The 18,279-nt window shown below is 69.7% G+C and carries 9 protein-coding genes, 1 tRNA gene and 2 rRNA genes; 1 reads left to right on the forward strand and 11 read right to left on the reverse strand.

All coding sequences use genetic code 11. The annotated features are described in order from the left end of the window. Window positions 1–73: 73 nt before the first annotated feature. The 7 genes from ACFYYF_RS20395 to ACFYYF_RS20425 all read right to left on the reverse strand — a co-directional run bounded on the left by ACFYYF_RS20395 (window position 74) and on the right by ACFYYF_RS20425 (window position 13,690). On the reverse strand, window positions 74–619 hold the full coding sequence (locus tag ACFYYF_RS20395; protein WP_361687670.1) for a CinA family protein: 546 nt from the start codon (window positions 617–619) through the stop codon (window positions 74–76). Next, window positions 616–1,446: a CDP-diacylglycerol--glycerol-3-phosphate 3-phosphatidyltransferase gene (gene pgsA, locus ACFYYF_RS20400; protein WP_388777552.1), complete on the reverse strand. Its 831-nt coding sequence runs from the start codon at window positions 1,444–1,446 to the stop codon at window positions 616–618. Before pgsA ends, ACFYYF_RS20395 begins: the two co-directional genes overlap by 4 nt. Continuing rightward, entirely contained in the window at window positions 1,443–2,918 is a 1,476-nt protein-coding gene (rimO, locus tag ACFYYF_RS20405) for a 30S ribosomal protein S12 methylthiotransferase RimO (RefSeq protein WP_361687664.1), read from the reverse strand. Before rimO ends, pgsA begins: the two co-directional genes overlap by 4 nt. Window positions 2,919–3,010: 92 nt before the next feature. After that, entirely contained in the window at window positions 3,011–3,865 is an 855-nt protein-coding gene (locus tag ACFYYF_RS20410; RefSeq protein WP_365489399.1) for a RodZ domain-containing protein, read from the reverse strand. A 357-nt stretch (window positions 3,866–4,222) separates the two neighbouring features. Then, window positions 4,223–6,973 (reverse strand): DNA translocase FtsK, encoded by a 2,751-nt coding sequence (locus ACFYYF_RS20415; protein WP_388777556.1) that lies wholly within the window; start codon window positions 6,971–6,973, stop codon window positions 4,223–4,225. Between the two features lie 204 nt (window positions 6,974–7,177). Then, window positions 7,178–7,861, reverse strand: coding sequence for a response regulator (locus ACFYYF_RS20420; protein WP_361687655.1), 684 nt, complete (start codon window positions 7,859–7,861; stop codon window positions 7,178–7,180). A gap of 333 nt (window positions 7,862–8,194) precedes the next feature. Beyond that, window positions 8,195–13,690, reverse strand: a complete 5,496-nt coding sequence (locus ACFYYF_RS20425; RefSeq protein WP_388777559.1) for a HAMP domain-containing protein — start codon at window positions 13,688–13,690, stop codon at window positions 8,195–8,197. 387 nt (window positions 13,691–14,077) lie between these two features. On the opposite strand from ACFYYF_RS20425, the gene ACFYYF_RS20430 reads away from it, so the two are divergent. Continuing rightward, window positions 14,078–16,828, forward strand: coding sequence for a SpoIIE family protein phosphatase (locus ACFYYF_RS20430; RefSeq protein ID WP_388777562.1), 2,751 nt, complete (start codon window positions 14,078–14,080; stop codon window positions 16,826–16,828). 115 nt (window positions 16,829–16,943) lie between these two features. On the opposite strand, the gene ACFYYF_RS20435 is transcribed toward ACFYYF_RS20430, so the two are convergent. The 4 genes from ACFYYF_RS20435 to ACFYYF_RS20450 form a co-directional block, all read right to left on the reverse strand. After that, window positions 16,944–17,016, reverse strand: a tRNA-Thr gene (locus ACFYYF_RS20435). A gap of 83 nt (window positions 17,017–17,099) precedes the next feature. After that, window positions 17,100–17,762, reverse strand: a complete 663-nt coding sequence (locus tag ACFYYF_RS20440; RefSeq protein ID WP_388777602.1) for a DegT/DnrJ/EryC1/StrS family aminotransferase — start codon at window positions 17,760–17,762, stop codon at window positions 17,100–17,102. 113 nt (window positions 17,763–17,875) lie between these two features. Continuing rightward, window positions 17,876–17,992 (reverse strand): 5S ribosomal RNA (rrf, locus tag ACFYYF_RS20445). A gap of 89 nt (window positions 17,993–18,081) precedes the next feature. Continuing rightward, window positions 18,082–18,279 (reverse strand): 23S ribosomal RNA (locus ACFYYF_RS20450); the annotation flags it as partial.

Raw genomic sequence — 18,279 nt, forward strand, 5'->3', positions numbered from 1 at the left:
TCACGCCCCACCGTACCGCCTTGCGCCGCGGCCGTGCGGGGAGCGATGTCGTGTTCACTCAGGGCTGCAAACATCAAAACCCCCCGTTCTGTTCCGTATCCTGTGCCCGCTCATTCCCGGTCTGTTCGCCCGCGAGCTCCTGAAGAAGCGCCGCGAGTACGCTGCGTACACTCTCCATACGGATTTCCGCCCGGTCGCCGTTCAACCGCAACGGCACCACTTTCCCGCCGCGAAGGGTGCCGGAGGGGCCTTCACGGGGCCCGTCGACGGCCACGTAGACCGTGCCGACCGGCTGTCCGTCCTGCGGATCGGGACCGGCGACGCCGGTGGTCGCGATCCCCCAGTCGGCTCCGAGCGCCGAGCGCACCCCGGCCGCCATCTGCGCCGCGACCTGCGCGTCCACGGCGCCACGTTCGGCCAGAAGAGTGACGTCGACGCCCAGCAGTTCGTGCTTCAGTTCGGTGGCGTACGCGGTCACGGAGCCGCGGAACGCCTTCGAGGCACCCGGCACCGCGGTGATCTCCGCGGCCACCAGGCCGCCGGTGAGCGACTCGGCGACGGCGAGGGTCTCGCCCCTCACCGTGAGTAGTCGCACCACGTCGGCGGCCGTGGGACTCACCGCTCGGCCTCCGCCGCGGCCGCCCGCCGTTCGGCGATCCCCCGGCGCCGCAGCACGACCGCCTGCCGCACGTAGTCGAGTCCGGTGACCACGGTCAGGACGATCGCGACGCCCATCACCCAGAACCTGAGGCTCGCCAGCGCCCCGGTCAGCGGCAGGATGTACATGCCGACCGCGGTGCCCTGGGCCAGTGTCTTCAGCTTGCCGCCCCGGCTCGCCGGGATGACGCCGTAGCGGATCACGACGAAGCGCAGCAGGGTGACGCCGAGTTCCCGGCCCAGGATCACGAAGGTGACCCACCAGGGAAGGTCGTCGAGGGCGGACAGACACACCAGCGCCGCGCCCATGATCGCCTTGTCGGCGATGGGGTCGGCGATCTTGCCGAAGTCCGTGACGAGGTTGTACGTGCGCGCCAGGTGACCGTCGAAGATGTCGGTGATCATGGCGACGGCGAAGGCCGCCCAGGCCCAGGCCCGCATCGCGGGGTCGTAGCCGCCGTCGGCCAGCATCAGCGCCACGAAGCCCGGCACGAGGACGAGCCGGATCATGGTCAGGATGTTGGCGATGTTCCAGAGGCTGGCCTGGTTGACGGCCGCGGCGCCCAGTTTCCCGCCGCGAGGCGTCTTCGGGCCTCCCGGCGCACCGGCCGCGCCCGGACCGTCGGGAGCACCGGCCACGCCCGGACCGTCCGGGGAACCGGCCCCGCCCGGAACGCCGGACGCGCCCGGACCACTGGATGCGCCCGGAGCACCGGATGCGCCGGGAGCGCCCGTCGCGCCTTTGGCGCCCGGGGAGCCGCCTGCCGCGGATGCCGGGGCTCCGGTCATCTGGCCGCCTCCTCAGCGCTCACGAGCGAGCCCGGGAGCGGCTCGGCCACCAGGTCGACACCTTCCGTACCGACCACCTTGGCCTCGACGATACGGCCGACGGTCAGACCCTCGCCGCTCGTGAACAGGACCTGGCCGTCCGTCTCGGGCGCCTGGTGCGCGGCGCGGCCGTACGCGCCGTCCTCGTCGTCGATGCCCTCGACCAGCACGCGCACGGTCTCGCCCACGCGCTCCTCCGCGCGCTGGGCGACCAGTTCCTCGGCGAGCCGGGACACGCGCGCCAGGCGCTCGGCGACGACGTCCTCGTCCAGCTTGTTCTCGTACGTCGCCGCTTCGGTGCCCTCCTCGTCGGAGTACCCGAAGACGCCGATCGCGTCGAGGCGGGCTCCGGTGAGGAAACGCTCCAGCTCCGCGAGGTCGGCCTCGCTCTCGCCGGGGAAGCCCACGATGAAGTTCGAGCGCACGCCGGCCTGCGGGGCCTTGGCGCGGATGGTGTCGAGCAGTTCCAGGAACCGGTCGGTGTCACCGAAGCGCCGCATGGAGCGCAGCACGTCGGGCGCGGAGTGCTGGAAGGACAGGTCGAAGTACGGCGCGACGTTCGGGGTCGAGGTCAGCACGTCGATGAGCCCGGGGCGCATCTCGGCGGGCTGGAGGTAGCTCACGCGCACCCGCTCGATGCCCTCGATCTCGGCCAGCTCGGGGAGCATCGTCTCCAGGAGACGGATGTCACCCAGGTCCTTGCCGTACGAGGTGTTGTTCTCGGAGACGAGCATCACCTCCTTGACGCCCTGTTCGGCGAGCCAGCGGGCCTCGTTCAGGACGTCGCTGGGGCGGCGCGAGATGAACGAACCGCGGAAGGAGGGGATGGCGCAGAACGTGCAGCGGCGGTCGCAGCCGGAGGCCAGCTTCACCGAGGCGACCGGGGATCCGTCCAGCCTGCGGCGCAGGGGCGCGCGGGGGCCGGAGACCGGGGCGACGCCCTCGGGGAGGTCGGAGGGGGCGCCGTGGCCGGGAAGGGCCACTTCCTCGCCGGCGCTCTGCCGCTCGGCCGGGCTGATCGGCAGCAGCTTGCGCCGGTCGCGCGGGGTGTGGGAGGCGTGGATGCCGCCGTTCAGGATGGTCTGGAGGCGGTCGGAGATGTCGGCGTAGTCGTCGAAGCCGAGCACGCCGTCGGCTTCGGGGAGCGCCTCGGCGAGTTCCTTGCCGTAGCGCTCGGCCATGCAGCCCACCGCGACCACGGCCTGGGTTCTGCCGTGCCCCTTGAGGTCATTGGCTTCGAGGAGGGCGTCGACGGAGTCCTTCTTGGCGGCTTCGACGAACCCGCAGGTGTTGACGACGGCGACGTCCGCTTCCTCGGCGTCCTCCACGAGTTGCCAGCCGTCCGCCTCCAAGCGGCCTGCGAGCTCCTCCGAGTCCACCTCGTTACGGGCGCAGCCAAGGGTGACGAGTGCGACGGTACGGCGTTCAGGCATGGGCTCAAGACTACTTTGTCTGGCCGACAGCCCACGTCGACGGGGTTGGCCGATCTTGACCGACCCCGTCGACGGTGTGCTGCTGGGGACCCTTATCCGACCTGCGGGTCGCCCTTGGTGTACGTCAGACGCTCCACGGCGCCCGGCTGGAACTGATCCTCGATCTTCTTGCCGTTGACGAAGAGCTGGATGGCTCCGGCGTCACCGAGGATGAGGTTGATCTTGGAGCTGTCCTGGAAGGTCTTCGACTCGCCCTGCTTGAGCAGCCCGTCGAAGAGCATCCGCCCGTTGTGGTCCTTGGCGGAGATCCAGCTGCGTCCGTCCGCGGCGCTGACCTGGACGGTCACCTTGTCCTGCGGAGCGGCCGCGATGGCACTGTCGGACGGCTCGGGCTTCGGGTCGGCGGGCTTGGTGGCGGTCGGCGACGGGGTGGCCTTCTTCACCGTGGGCGTGGACCCCTCGGCGACCTGGGTCTTCGAGTCGTCGTCGGCGCCGCCGCCCTTGACCATGGTGAACCCGACGAAGCCGATCACCGCGACGATCGCGGCGACCATGGCGGCCGTCCAGTTCGGTCCGCGGCGCTCGGGGCGGATGCGTTCCGCCTCGAACAGCGGGGCGGCGGGCGTCGGCGCGGGACGTCCGCCGTGCTCGGCGTCGTACTGCGCGAGCAGCGGAGCCGGATCGAGCCGGACGGCGCGGGCCAGGGTCCGGATGTGCCCGCGCGCGTAGACGTCGCCGCCGCAGGGCGCGAAGTCGTTCTGTTCGATGGCGTGGATGATCGTGATACGGACGCGGGTGGCGTTGCTGACGTCGTCGACGGTCAGATGGGCCTCGATGCGTGCCTTCTGCAGGGCACGCCCGATCGAGGGCCGATCGGCCGCAAGGTCGTCTTCGAACGGACGCTCGTCTTCGGGGGAGTTGCCGTCAGGTGAGTTGACGATGGACACGGGGGCGCCTTTCGAGCGTGTAGCCACCTGTGCTGGAAGTTCAGTCTAGGGGGGGTACGAAAGGGTGGGGCAACCGGGCGGTGGGACTTTGTACGCCATCAGAATGGCCGGTCATCCTGATATAGGGACATGGTGACGCCCCTTCGCACAACTTGACGTGCGACAAGGCGAAACGGTTGCCCACCGACTCCTTACGGGTGAGTCACATTCACATATCAGCCGGGTGCGGAACATGACGTTCCGCCATCCGCCCGACACCACGCCCGCTCCGTGAACGACCGCCACGCTCTCACCGCACCGTTGCCGGTTTTCCCGTCCCCCCTCGCCGGGGGCTCCAGGCGGTCCGAACGACACCGCCTACGCTTCTGCTTCCCCGCGCATCACGGCCAACACCCCGTCCAGCTCGTCGGCCTTCACGAGGACGTCACGGGCCTTGGAGCCCTCGCTGGGCCCGACGATCCCGCGCGACTCCATGAGGTCCATGAGCCGGCCGGCCTTGGCGAAGCCGACGCGCAGTTTGCGCTGGAGCATCGAGGTGGACCCAAACTGTGTGGACACGACCAGCTCGGCGGCCGCGCACAGCAGATCGAGGTCGTCGCCGATGTCCTCGTCGATCTCCTTCTTCTGCTTGGTTTCCACGGTGACGTCGTCCCGGAAGACGGGCGCCATCTGATCCTTGCAGTGCTGCACGATCGCCGCGACCTCGTCCTCGGTGACGAAGGCCCCCTGCATACGCGTGGGCTTGTTGGCCCCCATCGGCAGGAAGAGTCCGTCGCCCTTGCCGATGAGCTTCTCGGCTCCGGGCTGGTCGAGGATGACCCGCGAGTCCGCGAGGGACGAGGTGGCGAAGGCCAGCCGGGAGGGCACGTTGGCCTTGATCAGACCGGTGACCACGTCGACCGACGGCCGCTGGGTGGCGAGCACGAGATGGATGCCGGCCGCGCGCGCGAGCTGGGTGATGCGCACGATCGAGTCCTCGACGTCACGCGGCGCGACCATCATCAGGTCGGCGAGCTCGTCGACGATCACCAGGAGGTACGGGTACGGGGTCAGCTCGCGCTCACTGCCCTCGGGCAGCTTGACCTTGCCGTTCCTGATGGCCTCGTTGAAGTCGTCGATGTGCCGGAACCCGAACGCCGCCAGGTCGTCGTAGCGGAGGTCCATCTCCCGTACGACCCACTGCAGCGCCTCGGCGGCCCGCTTCGGGTTGGTGATGATCGGCGTGATCAGGTGCGGGATGCCCTCGTACGCGGTCAGCTCGACGCGCTTGGGGTCCACGAGGACCATCCGCACGTCCTCGGGGGTCGCGCGGACCATGATCGAGGTGATCAGGCAGTTGATGCAGGACGACTTGCCGGAACCGGTGGCTCCGGCGACCAGGACGTGCGGCATCTTCGCCAGGTTGGCCATCACGTAGCCGCCCTCGACGTCCTTGCCGAGCGCGACCAGCATCGGGTGGTCGTCCTCCGCCGCGTCCGCGAGACGCAGCACGTCACCGAGGTTGACCATCTCGCGGTCGGTGTTGGGGATCTCGATGCCGACCGCGGACTTGCCGGGGATCGGGCTGATGATCCGCACGTCGGGGCTGGCGACCGCGTACGCGATGTTCTTGGTGAGCGCGGTGATCCGCTCGACCTTCACGGCGGGGCCGAGCGTGACCTCGTACCGCGTGACCGTCGGGCCGCGGGTGAAGCCCGTGACGTCGGCGTCCACCTTGAACTCGGCGAAGACCTGACGCAGGGAGTCGACGACCGCGTCGTTGGCGGCGCTGCGGGTCTTGCCGGGGCCCCCGCGCTCCAGCAGGTCGAGGGAGGGCAGCGAGTACGTGATGTCCCCGGAGAGCTGCAGCTGCTCCGCGCGCGGGGGCAGCTCGCGCGGGGCCTCGGGCGCTGCCTTGGTGAGGTCGGGGACGGCCGTCTCGACCGGCAGGGCCTCCTGCTTGGGCCGCTTGGCGCCCGGGACCACCTTGGCGCGGGCGGCCGGCACCGGCGTCGTCTCCTCGTACCCGTCACGTTCGACACTGACGCCCTGCGTCAGATCGGCGACCAGAGGCGAGGGCGGCATCCCGTGCAGCACGGCACCGTCCAGCGCCGCCGCGGCGGCCGCCGCGACGTCCACGGCATCCATCGGACGGTTCATGTCGGGCTGCTGCGCGCCGGGCCGCCGGGGGCGGCTCCTGCGCCGGGTGAGCGCCTCCTGCTCGGCGTTGTCGGGGTCGTACGCCTCGGGGGCGCGCGAGCGTCCGCCGGGGCGCCCCGCGATCCCCTCGCGCCACTGCTCGTCGTAGCGCTCGTCGTCGCCGAGCAGGTCCTCGTCGAGGTCGGCCTGGACGATGCCGAGCTTCTGGCCGAGCAGCCGCAGCCGCTGCGGGATCGCGTTGACCGGGGTCGCCGTGACGACGAGGAGCCCGAAGATCGTGAGCAGCACCAGCAGCGGTACGGCCAGGACGTCACCCATCGTGTACGACAGGGGGGTTGCCGCCCCCCAGCCGATGAGCCCGCCGGCGTCCCTTATGGCCTGCATCCCGTCGCCGCGCGCGGGCGAACCGCACGCGATGTGCACCTGCCCGAGGACGCCGATCACGAGCGCCGACAGACCGATCACGATCCGGCCGTTCGCGTCGGGCTGCTCGGGGTGGCGGATGAGCCGTGCCGCGATCACGGCGAGGAGTATCGGCACGAGGAGGTCGAGACGGCCGAAGGCGCCGGTCACCAGCATCTCGACGAGGTCGCCGACGGGACCGCGCAGATTGGACCACGTGCCCGCCGCGACGATCAGCCCGAGGCCGATGAGCAGGAGCGCGACTCCGTCCTTGCGGTGCGCCGGGTCGAGCCCCTTGGCGCCGCGCCCTATGCCTCGGAAGGTGGCTCCGACGGCATGGGCGATGCCCAGCCACAGGGCGCGTACGAGTCTGTACACGCCCGCGGTCGGGTTGGGCGCCGGCGCGGGGGCGGGCTTCTTCACGGCGGCCCTCTTGGCGGGCGCCCTGCCGGCGGCCGCCTTCTTCGCGGGGGCCTTTTTCACCGGGGCCTTCTTTGCCGGAGCCTTCGTCGGAGAGGCCGCCTTCTTCGCGGGCGGCTTCTTGGCTGCGGACTGACGTGAGGCCATGTGTGTGAGGTTACCGGTGGAGACGACAGCGGACACGTGTGCCCAGTGCTTCACCCGATCGTGTCGCCCTTGCGGAAAGCGGAACTGACGCTTCCTCAAGGTGTCCGCGGGCGCTTCCTCAAGGAGTTGCGAGCGCTTCCTCGAATGTGACGCGCCGTCCGGCCCGCGGAGGTGACGCGCCGTCCGGGCACGCCCGCGCGGGCCTCAGCCCTGCGAAGGCACCGAGGGCGCCCCGCTCCCGGTTCCCGGCTCCAGAGCGTCCAGCGCCCTGCGCAGTCCGGTGAGTTTGCGTTCGAGATGGGCCGCGGTCGCCACGGCCGCGGCGTCCGCGGAGTCGTCGTCCAGCTGCTTGGACAGCGCCTCGGCCTGCTCCTCGACGGCCGCGAGCCGCGCGGAGAGTTCGGCGAGAAGTCCGGCGGGCTCCTTGGCCTCGCCGAGCGACGCCTTGCCGCCGCCCTCGAGCTGGAGCCGCAACAGCGCCGCCTGCTCACGGAGTTGGCAGTTCTTCATGTACAGCTCGACGAACACCGAGACCTTCGCGCGCAGCACCCACGGGTCGAACGGCTTGGAGATGTAGTCCACGGCACCGGCCGCGTACCCGCGGAAGGTGTGGTGGGGGCCGTGGTTGATGGCGGTGAGGAAGATGATCGGGATGTCCCGGGTCCGCTCCCGCCGCTTGATGTGCGCGGCGGTCTCGAATCCGTCCATGCCGGGCATCTGAACGTCCAGCAGAATGACCGCGAAGTCGTCCGTGAGCAGCGCCTTGAGCGCTTCCTCCCCGGACGATGCCCGTACCAGTGTCTGATCGAGCGCGGAGAGGATCGCCTCCAGCGCCAACAGATTCTCCGGCCGGTCATCGACCAGGAGGATCTTGGCCTTCTGAACCATGGCCCGCCCTCCTCGCCCCGGCATGGGGCCTCCCCTGTCCGCAGGACTAGGGGAAGCGCCGGGCGCCGCCCCTGGGGACGACTCCCTTGCGCCGTCCGTCCTTGTGCCGGTCATGCTAGCCGCACCCCGCCCGTCGCCACACCCTGTCACCGTGATGTCACTGTGCACGTAGCAGAAACGCGGCAGGGGACCAGAAGGTTCCCCGTATCCCGTGCTTCTACACGGCTTCGGGCACAGTCAGTCATCCGACGCGGGACCGCCCGGGGGCGAGGTCCGCACGGTGTGCCGACGCCCGGACACACCGTGACGACCCGCGTCGCTCCCCCGAGTGTGTCACCCCTCACGCATCCACTGCGCCATCACCGACAGCAGGTGATCGGGATCGACCGGCTTGGTCACGTAGTCGGACGCGCCCGACTCGATCGCCTTCTCCCGGTCGCCCTTCATCGCCTTCGCCGTCAGCGCGATGATCGGCAGCCCCGCGAACTGCGGCATCCGCCGGATCGCGGTGGTCGTCGCATAGCCGTCCATCTCGGGCATCATGATGTCCATCAGAACGACCGTCACATCGTCGTGCTGCTCCAGGACCTCGATGCCCTCTCGGCCGTTCTCCGCGTACAGCACCGAGAGTCCGTGCTGCTCGAGGACGCTGGTCAGCGCGAACACGTTGCGGATGTCGTCGTCGACGATCAGCACCTTCTCGCCCTCGAAGCGGATGCCGCGGCCCCGCTGCGGCCCCGCGTCCTGCTGCGCCGCGGCCGCCCACGGGTCCTGAGCGGCGCTCGCGGCATCGTCCGGCTGCCCGGAGACGTCCGCGCGCTGCTCGGCCGTGGGCAGCGCCCTGCGGCGCCTCCTGAACAGCGCGGCGGGCCCGTTCTGGGCGTCCTGGTACGACTTCACCTCGGCCGGCATCCCGATGCTGTGCAGTTCACCCTCGGACGCCAGCAGCTCCCCCGCCTCCAGCGCCGGCGCGAGCTGCCCGTAGCCCTGGGGCGGCAGTTCGCTCGGGTGCAGCGGCAGGTACAGCGTGAAGGTGGAGCCGCGGCCCGGCTCGCTCTGGGCGTAGATCTCGCCGCCCAGCAGCCTCGCGATCTCCCGCGAGATGGAGAGCCCGAGCCCCGTACCCCCGTACTTGCGGCTCGTCGTGCCGTCCGCCTGCTTGAAGGCCTCGAAGATCACCCGCATCTTGCTCGCCGCGATCCCGATACCGGTGTCGGTCACGGAGAACGCGATGAGGTCGGCGTCCGCGTCCCGCAGCGACCCCGACTCCAGGAGCTGCTCCCTGATGGCCACCGGCACGTCCGCGCCGGCCGGCCGGATCACCAGCTCGACCGCCCCGGAGTCGGTGAACTTCACCGCGTTGGAGAGCAGGTTGCGCAGCACCTGGAGAAGCCGCTGCTCGTCGGTGTGCAGCGTGGCGGGCAGCTCGGGCGAGACCCGTACGGAGAAGTCGAGCCCCTTCTCCGCGGTCAGCGGGCGGAAGGTCGCCTCCACGTAGTCGACGAGCTGGACGAGTGCGATACGGGTCGGCGACACGTCCATCTTGCCCGCCTCGACCTTCGACAGGTCGAGGATGTCGTTGATGAGCTGGAGCAGGTCGGATCCCGCCCCGTGGATCGTCTCGGCGAACTCGACCTGCTTCGGGGTGAGGTTCGTGTCCGCGTTGTCGGCGAGCAGCTTCGCGAGGATCAGCAGCGAGTTGAGCGGCGTCCGCAGCTCGTGCGACATGTTCGCCAGGAACTCGCTCTTGTAGCGCATGGAGACGGCGAGTTGTTCGGCGCGCTCCTCCAGGACCTGCCGCGCCTCCTCGATCTCCGTGTTCTTGACCTCGATGTCGCGGTTCTGCTGGGCCAGCAGCTCGGCCTTGTCCTCCAGCTCCGCGTTCGAGTCCTGGAGCGCCTTCTGCCGGTTCTCCAGCTCCGCGGAACGTTCCCGCAGTTGCTCGGTGAGCTCCTGCGACTGCCGCAGCAGCACCTCCGTCTTGGTGTTGACGGAGATGGTGTTGACGCTCGTCGCGATCATCTCCGCGATCTGGTTCAGGAAGTCCTTCTGGATCTGCGTGAAGGGGGTGAACGACGCCAGCTCGATGACACCGAGCACGGTCCCCTCGAAGAGCACCGGCAGCACGATGACCTGCGCCGGAGGCGCCTCGCCGAGCCCGGAGGAGATCTTCAGGTAGCCGCTCGGCGCGTTCTCCACGAGGATCGTGCGCTTCTCCTGCGCGGCCGTCCCGATCAGTGCCTCGCCGGGCCGGAACGACGTCGGCATGGAGCCCATCGAGTAGCCGTACGACCCGAGCATGCGCAGCTCGTACGCCTCCTCGTCCTCGGTGCCCGCGTCCTTGCCGTCGACCAGCGGCATCGACAGGAAGAACGCGCCGTGCTGGGCCGAGACGACCGGCGTCAGCTCGCTCATGATCAGCGAGGCCACGTCGTCGAGGTCGCGGCGGCCCTGCATCAGGGCGGAGATACGGGCGAGGTTGCCCTTCAGCCAGTCCTGCTCCTTGTTGGCGATCGTGGTGTCGCGCAGGTTGGCGATCATCTTGTTGATGTAGTCCTGGAGTTCCTGGATCTCGCCGGAGGCGTCCACGTCGATCTTCAGGTTCAGGTCGCCGCGGGTCACCGCGGTCGCCACGCGCGCGATGGCACGCACCTGCCGGGTCAGGTTCCCGGCCATCTCGTTCACCGACTCGGTGAGGTCGCGCCAGGTGCCGTCGACGTCACGGACGCGCGCCTGGCCGCCCAGCTGCCCCTCGGTGCCCACCTCGCGGGCGACCCGGGTGACCTCCTCCGCGAACGAGGAGAGCTGGTCGACCATCGTGTTGATGGTGGTCTTGAGCTCCAGGATCTCGCCGCGCGCGTCGATGTCGATCTTCTTGGTCAGATCGCCCTTGGCGATGGCCGTGGTGACCATCGCGATGTTGCGCACCTGGCCGGTCAGGTTGGAGGCCATCCCGTTCACCGACTCGGTGAGGTCCTTCCAGGTCCCCGCGACTCCCGGGACGTGCGCCTGGCCGCCGAGGATGCCGTCCGTACCCACCTCGCGGGCCACCTTGGTGACCTGCTCGGCGAACGAACTCAGCGTCTTCACCATCGTGTTGAAGGTGTCGGCGAGCTGCGCGACCTCGCCGCGCGCCTCGATCGTCACCGTGCGGGTCAGGTCGCCGTTGGCGACGGCCGCCGCGACCTGCGAGATGTTCCGCACCTGCATGGTCAGGTTGTAGGCCATCAGGTTGACGTTGTCGCTCAGGTCCTTCCAGATGCCCGTGACACCCGGCACCCGCGCCTGACCGCCCAACTGGCCCTCGGTGCCCACCTCGCGGGCCACCCGGGTCACCTGCTCGGCGAACGACGACAACTGGTCGACCATCGTGTTGACGGTGGTGACCAGTTCGAGGATCTCGCCCTTGGCGTCGACGGTGATCTTCTTGGACAGGTCTCCCATGGCGACCGCGGTCGTGACCTCGGCGATGTTGCGCACCTGGATGGTCAGGTTGTTGGCCATGAAGTTCACCGACTGGGTGAGGTCCTTCCAGGTGCCGGAGACACCCTGCACCTCGGCCTGTCCGCCGAGGATGCCCTCCGTGCCCACCTCGCGGGCCACCCGCGTCACCTGCTCGGCGAAGTTCGAGAGCTGGTCCACCATCGTGTTGAGGGTGTTCTTCAGCTCCAGGATCTCGCCGCGCGCGTCCACGTCGATCTTCTGCGACAGGTCACCCCGGGCCACCGCCGTCGCGACCTGGGCGATGTTGCGCACCTGGGCGGTGAGGTTGCCGGCCATGCCGTTCACCGAGTCGGTCAGGTCGCGCCACACGCCGGCGACGCCGGGCACCTGCGCCTGACCGCCGAGCCGGCCCTCCGTACCCACGTCACGGGCCACCCGCGTCACCTGGTCGGCGAACGCGGAGAGCTGGTCGACCATCGTGTTGATGGTGTTCTTCAGCTCCAGGATCTCGCCGCGCGCGTCCACGTCGATCTTCTGCGACAGGTCACCCCGGGCCACCGCCGTGGTCACCTGCGCGATCTGCCGCACCTGCGAAGTCAGGTTCCCCGCCATGAAGTTGACGGAGTCCGTGAGTTCCTTCCACGTACCCGAAACGCCGTCCACCCGGGCCTGACCGCCGAGCCGGCCCTCCGTACCCACGTCACGGGCCATCCGGGTCACCTGGTCGGCGAAGCTCGACAGCTGGTCCACCATGGTGTTCACGGTGACCTTCAGCTCCAGCATCTCGCCGGCGACCTCGACGGTGACCTTCTGCGACAGATCGCCGTTCGCCACCGCCGTCGTCACCTGGGCGATGTTGCGCACCTGGCCGGTCAGGTTCTGGAACGCCGTGTTGACGGAGTCCGTCAGGTCCTTCCAGGTGCCGGCCACGCCCGGGACCTGGGCCTGACCGCCCAGCTCACCCTCGACGCCGACCTCGCGCGCCACGCGCGTGACCTCGACACCGAACGACGAGAGCTGGTCGACCATCGTGTTGACGGTGTTCTTCAGCTCCAGCATCTCGCCGGCGACCTGGACGCTGACCTTCTGCGACAGATCGCCGTTGGCCACGGCGGTCGTCACCGCGGCGATGTCCCGTACCTGGGTCGTGAGGTTCCGGAAGACCGTGTTGACCGAGTCCGTGAGGTCCTTCCACGTTCCCGCCGCCCCCGGCACGTTCGCCTGACCGCCGAGACGGCCCTCGCCGCCGACCTCGTTGGCGACACGGGTGACCTCGTCGGCGAACGTGCGCAGCGTCTCGGTCATCTGGTTGATCGTCAAGGCGAGCTGCGCGACCTCACCGCGTGCGGAGACGGTCACCTTCTGCGACAGGTCACCGCTCGCGACCGCCGTGGTCACCTGCGCGATCCCGCGCACCTGGGCCGTCAGGTTGCCGGCCATGAGGTTCACCGAATCGGTGAGGTCCTTCCACACACCGTCCACACCGGGCACCTGCGCCTGACCGCCCAGCTCACCCTCCGTGCCCACCTCGCGCGCGACGCGTGTCACCTCGGAGGAGAAGGAGGACAGCTGGTCCACCATCGTATTGACGGTGTTCTTCAGCTCCAGCATCTCGCCGGCGACATGGACGGTGACCTTCCGCGACAGGTCACCCTTGGCGACCGCCGTGGTCACGAGAGCGATGTCCCGCACCTGGGCGGTGAGCCGGTACGCCATCGTGTTGACCGAGTCCGTGAGGTCCTTCCACGAACCGGACATGCCGCGGACCCGGGCCTGCCCGCCCAGCTTGCCCTCGGTGCCCACCTCGCTGGCCACGCGGGTGACCTCGTCGGTGAACGTGGAGAGCTGGTCCACCAGATTGTTGACGGTCCGGCCGACCTTCAGGAACTCTCCGCGCAGGGGATGCCCGTTGCCGTCCGCGGCCTGCGCGCGCAGGTCCATGCGCGGCGACAGATCACCCTCCGCGACGGCGGACAGCACCCGGCCGACCTCGGAGACGGGCCGTACGAGATCGTCCACGAGCGCGTTCGACGCGTCGATGGCGGCCGCCCAGGCGCCGTCGCCCGCGCCCGCCTCCAGCCGCTCCGTGAGTTTGCCCTCACGGCCCACCACGCGCCGTACCCGCGACAGCTCACCCGTCAGGTGCAGATTCCGGTCGGCGACCTCGTTGAAGACCGCCGAGATCTCGGACATCACGCCGTCACCGGAAACAGTGAGCCGCTTGCGGAAGTTGCCGTCCCTCATCGACACCAGGGCGGCGAGCAGCCGGTTCAGGGCCGCCGTGTCCACCTCGGTGGTGCCGGTGCGCGGTGTGCGCCCGCTCTTCAGGGACTGTCCGCCTTTCGCGCGCGTCCTACCGCCCCGCGTCGCTGCGCCAGACTCCACTGTGTCCCTCCCGCAAGGGTCGACCAATACTGCTCGGCGTACTCGGGTACTTCTTCTCGTGGTGCGCGGGAGGCATGCGACCTGCCCGGACCTTCTCCTGGAGCCTGCCCAGTGTTTCACCCCGGCCGAACCAGGCCATAACAGTTCGGCAGCTTCGCACATCGTCCGCACACCCGCAGGACAATCCTCCGGCCCCGGCCGGAGGCAATCACACGCACCTGTCCGAACGGAACACCGCACTCTTCAAGACGGAAACACCCGTGACCGGCATCCGCACGGGCCGCGGAGGTAAGTAACCTTGCAAGCGGCTGTCCAGCCGTGCCGGTCCCGTCCGGCCTGGGCGGTGGCACGAGTACGAGCGGGCAGGCATCGGAGGGGCACCGCACCATGACCACCGGACTGCATCCCGGGGAGACACCCCAGGATCCCCGGCCGACAGGGCACGACGCTCTGCCCACGCAGGAGCGGGCAGGCCACGGAACCCCGCGCGCCGCCGACGACCGGACGAGGAGTTCTGTGATCACCGCGCGCGCGGCCGCCAGTTTCGACCCCGTGGGACGCTCCGTCGCGACCGCCCGCTCGTTCGTCCGCGACACCCTCCAGGGCTGGGGCTTCGCCGACATCGTCGACGACGCCGTCGTCCTGACCAGCGAGCTGGTCACCAACGCCGTCGTGCACGCGGGCACCTCCGCCGACGTCCTGTGTCTGCGCAGCGACGACGGCGTACGCATCGAGGTGGCCGACCGCTACCCGGAACGTGAGATTCCACTCCAGGCCGCGGCCATCAACATGGGCAGCCCCGACCGCGAGGGCGGACGCGGCCTCCAGCTCTGCGCGGCCCTCGCCCGCCGCTGGGGCGTCGACTACACGCCCACCCACAAGCGGGTCTGGTTCCAGCTCGACCTCCCCGACCGCCCGGTCGGCACCCGGGCCGCCGGCCCCTCCCTCCCCGCCGACCTGCTCCCGCTCGCCGACAGCCGCGTCCGCGTCGCGGTCGTCCAGATCGACCGCGCCGGCGCCATCAACGCCTGGAACGAGGACGCCGAGGAACTCTTCGGCTACGCGGCCAAGCAGGTCACCGGCAAACCGCTCACCGACTTCGCGGCCTGGCCGCACACCCCCGGCACCGGCACCGGCATCGTCGAAGCCCTCCAACTCTCCCGCTGGGAAGGCAGTTACGGCGTCCGCTGCGCCGACGGCCGCGTCACACCCGTGTACGCCTCACACCTGCGGGTCCGCGACACGACCGGCGAACCCTCCACCGTCTGCCTCCTCGTACGCGACCACGAACGCGCCGTCCTGCAGACCCCGTTGCGCGGACCCGCCTCCGACGCGGGCACCCACACCGAGGGCCAGGCCACCGATCCGTTCGAGGTCTTCATCGGATCGCCCGCGCCCGACGACCTCGACGGCCTCCTCCAGCGCACGGTCGAACGGGCCCGCGACATGCTCGACGGCGACTCCGCCTTCCTGCTCCTCGCGACCGACGACGAGACGGAGTTGGAGGTCCGCGCCTCCACGGGCCTGCCCTCCGCCCGCCAGCGCTTCGCCCGCGTCCCCGTCGAGGCGGGCCCCGGCCGCTACGGCTCGGCCCGGATGCCCGCCGTCCACGAGGACCTGACCCTCGTCCCCGGCGCCGTACCCCTCCTCGGCGGCACCGGCATGCGCTCGGTCGTCACCGTCCCGCTGAAGGTCGAGGGCCGCCTCACCGGCTCCCTCGGCGTCGCCGCCGAAGCGCCGGGACGCTACTCCAACGAAGAGGCCCTGCGCCTCCAGTTCGCCGCGGACCGCATCGCCCTGGCGGTGGAATCGGCCCGCCTCGGCGAGCTGGAACGCCTGCGCCGCGGCTCGCTGTCCTTCCTCGTCGAGGCCTCCGACCTGCTCGCCGGCACCCTGGACCGCGACCAGACGCTCGCCCTCATGGCCCAGATGACGGTCCCGACCCTGGCCACCTGGTGCGCGGTGTACACGATCGCCGACCAGGCCTCCGACCCGTACCTCTCGTACGTCCTGCACGAGGACGAGGAACTCATCGACGGCCTCAAGGCGTTGCTCTCGAAAATCGCCCCACCGGACCCGGTGACCACCCCGGGCGCCCGTGTCTGGTCGGCTCCGGCCGCGGCCGCCCACGACGCCGCCCTGCGGACCTCGATGCGCAGTCTGGGCCTCGGCGGACAGACGTCGATCACCTCCGGCATCGGCCCGACCTTGGCGACGGCCGCGGCCGTCGGCGGCGAGACCGTCGTCCTCCCCCTGGTCGCCCGCAACCGCGTCATCGGCATGCTGACCCTCGGCAAGCCGTCGGACGAGCATTTCCGCCAGGAGATCCTGGAGTTGGCCGAGGACCTCTCCCGCCGAGCGGCCCTCGCCCTGGACAACGCCCGGCTGTACTCGGAGCGCACGGCCATCAGCCAGTCCCTCCAGCGCAGCCTCCTGCCCCCGGAACTCCCCCAGATCGAGGGCGTCGAGGTCGAGGTCATCTACCGCGCGGCCGGCGAGGGCAACGAAGTCGGCGGCGACTTCTACGACCTCTTCCCGATCCGTGACGGCGCGTACGGCTTCGCCATCGGCGACGTCTGCGGTACGGGCCCGGAGGCGGCGGCGGTCACGGGCCTGGCCCGGCACGCCCTGCGCCTGCTGGCGCGCGAGGGTTACGGCGGCCCCGCGGTCCTGGAGCGGCTCAACTCCGCGATCCTCGACGAGGGCGCCCGCAGCCGCTTCCTGACCCTCCTCTACGGCGAGTTGTGGCCCCAGGAGGACGGCAGCGCCGTCCTGAAGGTCGTCTGCGCCGGCCATCCGCTCCCGCTGCGCCTGCGCCAGGACGGAACGGTCGAGCCGGCCGCCGAGCCCCAGCCGCTCCTCGGTGTCATGGAGGACCTGGAGCTGTACGAGCAGACGGTCACACTCGATCCGGGCGATGTCCTGCTGTGTGTGACGGACGGCGTCACGGAACGGCGCGAGGGCACCCGCATGCTCGGCGACGACGGCCTCGCGGACGTCCTCACGACCTGCACGGGGCTGACGGCCGGCGCGGTCGCCGCACGCATCATGCGCGCGGTCGAGCGCTTCGCCTCCGACGCCCCGTCGGACGACATGGCGATCCTCGCCATGCGTGTCCCCGGCCTCCACACCGACTGAGAACCGTAGGACCGACGCCCCTGGGACCCGGACCCGGGGGCCGAGGTCCATCGGCCCGGAAACACGGGAAATGCGAAAGGCCCCCGCCCACAAGGGCGGAGGCCTTTTCTGCTTGAGCCCCCCAACGGAATCGAACCGTTGACCTTCTCCTTACCATGGAGACGCTCTGCCGACTGAGCTAGGGGGGCCTGTCGCTTTTGAGGTTTCCCTCGCGGCAACAAGAGAGATCATACCCTGAATTGGGCCGTGCTCCCAACCAGTCCGGCCCTGATCAGAAGGCAGGTTGCAGCAGTCCGCCGAGCGCGTTGCACGCGGAGACGATCCGCTGCATCTCCCGCTTCGTCAGCGCCCCGTCCACAGGCAGCGAGAGGGTCTCGTCGGCGGCCCGCTCCGTCTCGGGAAGGTGTACGTCCCGCCGGAACCCGGGCAGGCGGTGCACCGGTGTCTTCACCGGCACCCGGCACTCGACTCCCCTGGCCCGTACGGCCGCTGCGAAGGCGTCACGGTCCGGACGCCCGTTGCCCGGAACCCGCACCACGTACTGCTGGTAGGTGTGTCCGTCGCCGCTGACCGGTGTGCGCACGCCCGTCAGCCGGCCGTCGAGATACGCTGCCCGCTCCCGGCGCTGCGCGATCTCGTCGTACGGCAGCTCGGACTCGCCCTGCTCCAGCAGCAGCACCTCGTGCCGTTGCCCCAGTTCCCGCAGCCGCGCCATGTCGGCGGTCCGCCCGAAGCGGTGCACGACGACGAGCGCCTTGGTCTGCGGGGTCATGACCGTCTCCACCGCGTCGGGGTCGAGGCAGTACGTCACCGGGTCTATGTCGGCGAAGACGACGGTGGCGCCGGCCTGGGTGACGGCCTCGGCGAGCTCCACGTTCCCGAAAGCCGGAACGACGACCTCGTCACCGGCTCCGACACCCGCGGCGGTGAGCATGGCAGCAGTACTCATGATGGGGATATTGGTCGCGCAACGTGAACTTCAAGTGACACCAAACAAAAAAGAGCTGGTCCCCGAACCGAAGTTCGGGGACCAGCTCTCTAAAATTTGTTCGGCGGCGTCCTACTCTCCCACAGGGTCCCCCCTGCAGTACCATCGGCGCTGTGAGGCTTAGCTTCCGGGTTCGGAATGTAACCGGGCGTTTCCCTCACGCTATGACCACCGAAACTCTATGAAACTGTCAACCGCACCACGCTCTGTGACAAACGTGGGGTTGTTCGTGGTTTCAGAACCAACACAGTGGACGCGAGCAACTGAGGACAAGCCCTCGGCCTATTAGTACCAGTCACCTCCACCCGTTACCGGGCTTCCAGATCTGGCCTATCAACCCAGTCGTCTACTGGGAGCCTTAACCCCTCAAGGGGGTGGGAATACTCATCTTGAAGCAGGCTTCCCGCTTAGATGCTTTCAGCGGTTATCCCTCCCGAACGTAGCCAACCAGCCATGCCCTTGG

Source organism: Streptomyces sp. NPDC001914, from assembly GCF_042891215.1.
Classification (GTDB): Bacteria; Actinomycetota; Actinomycetes; order Streptomycetales; family Streptomycetaceae; genus Streptomyces.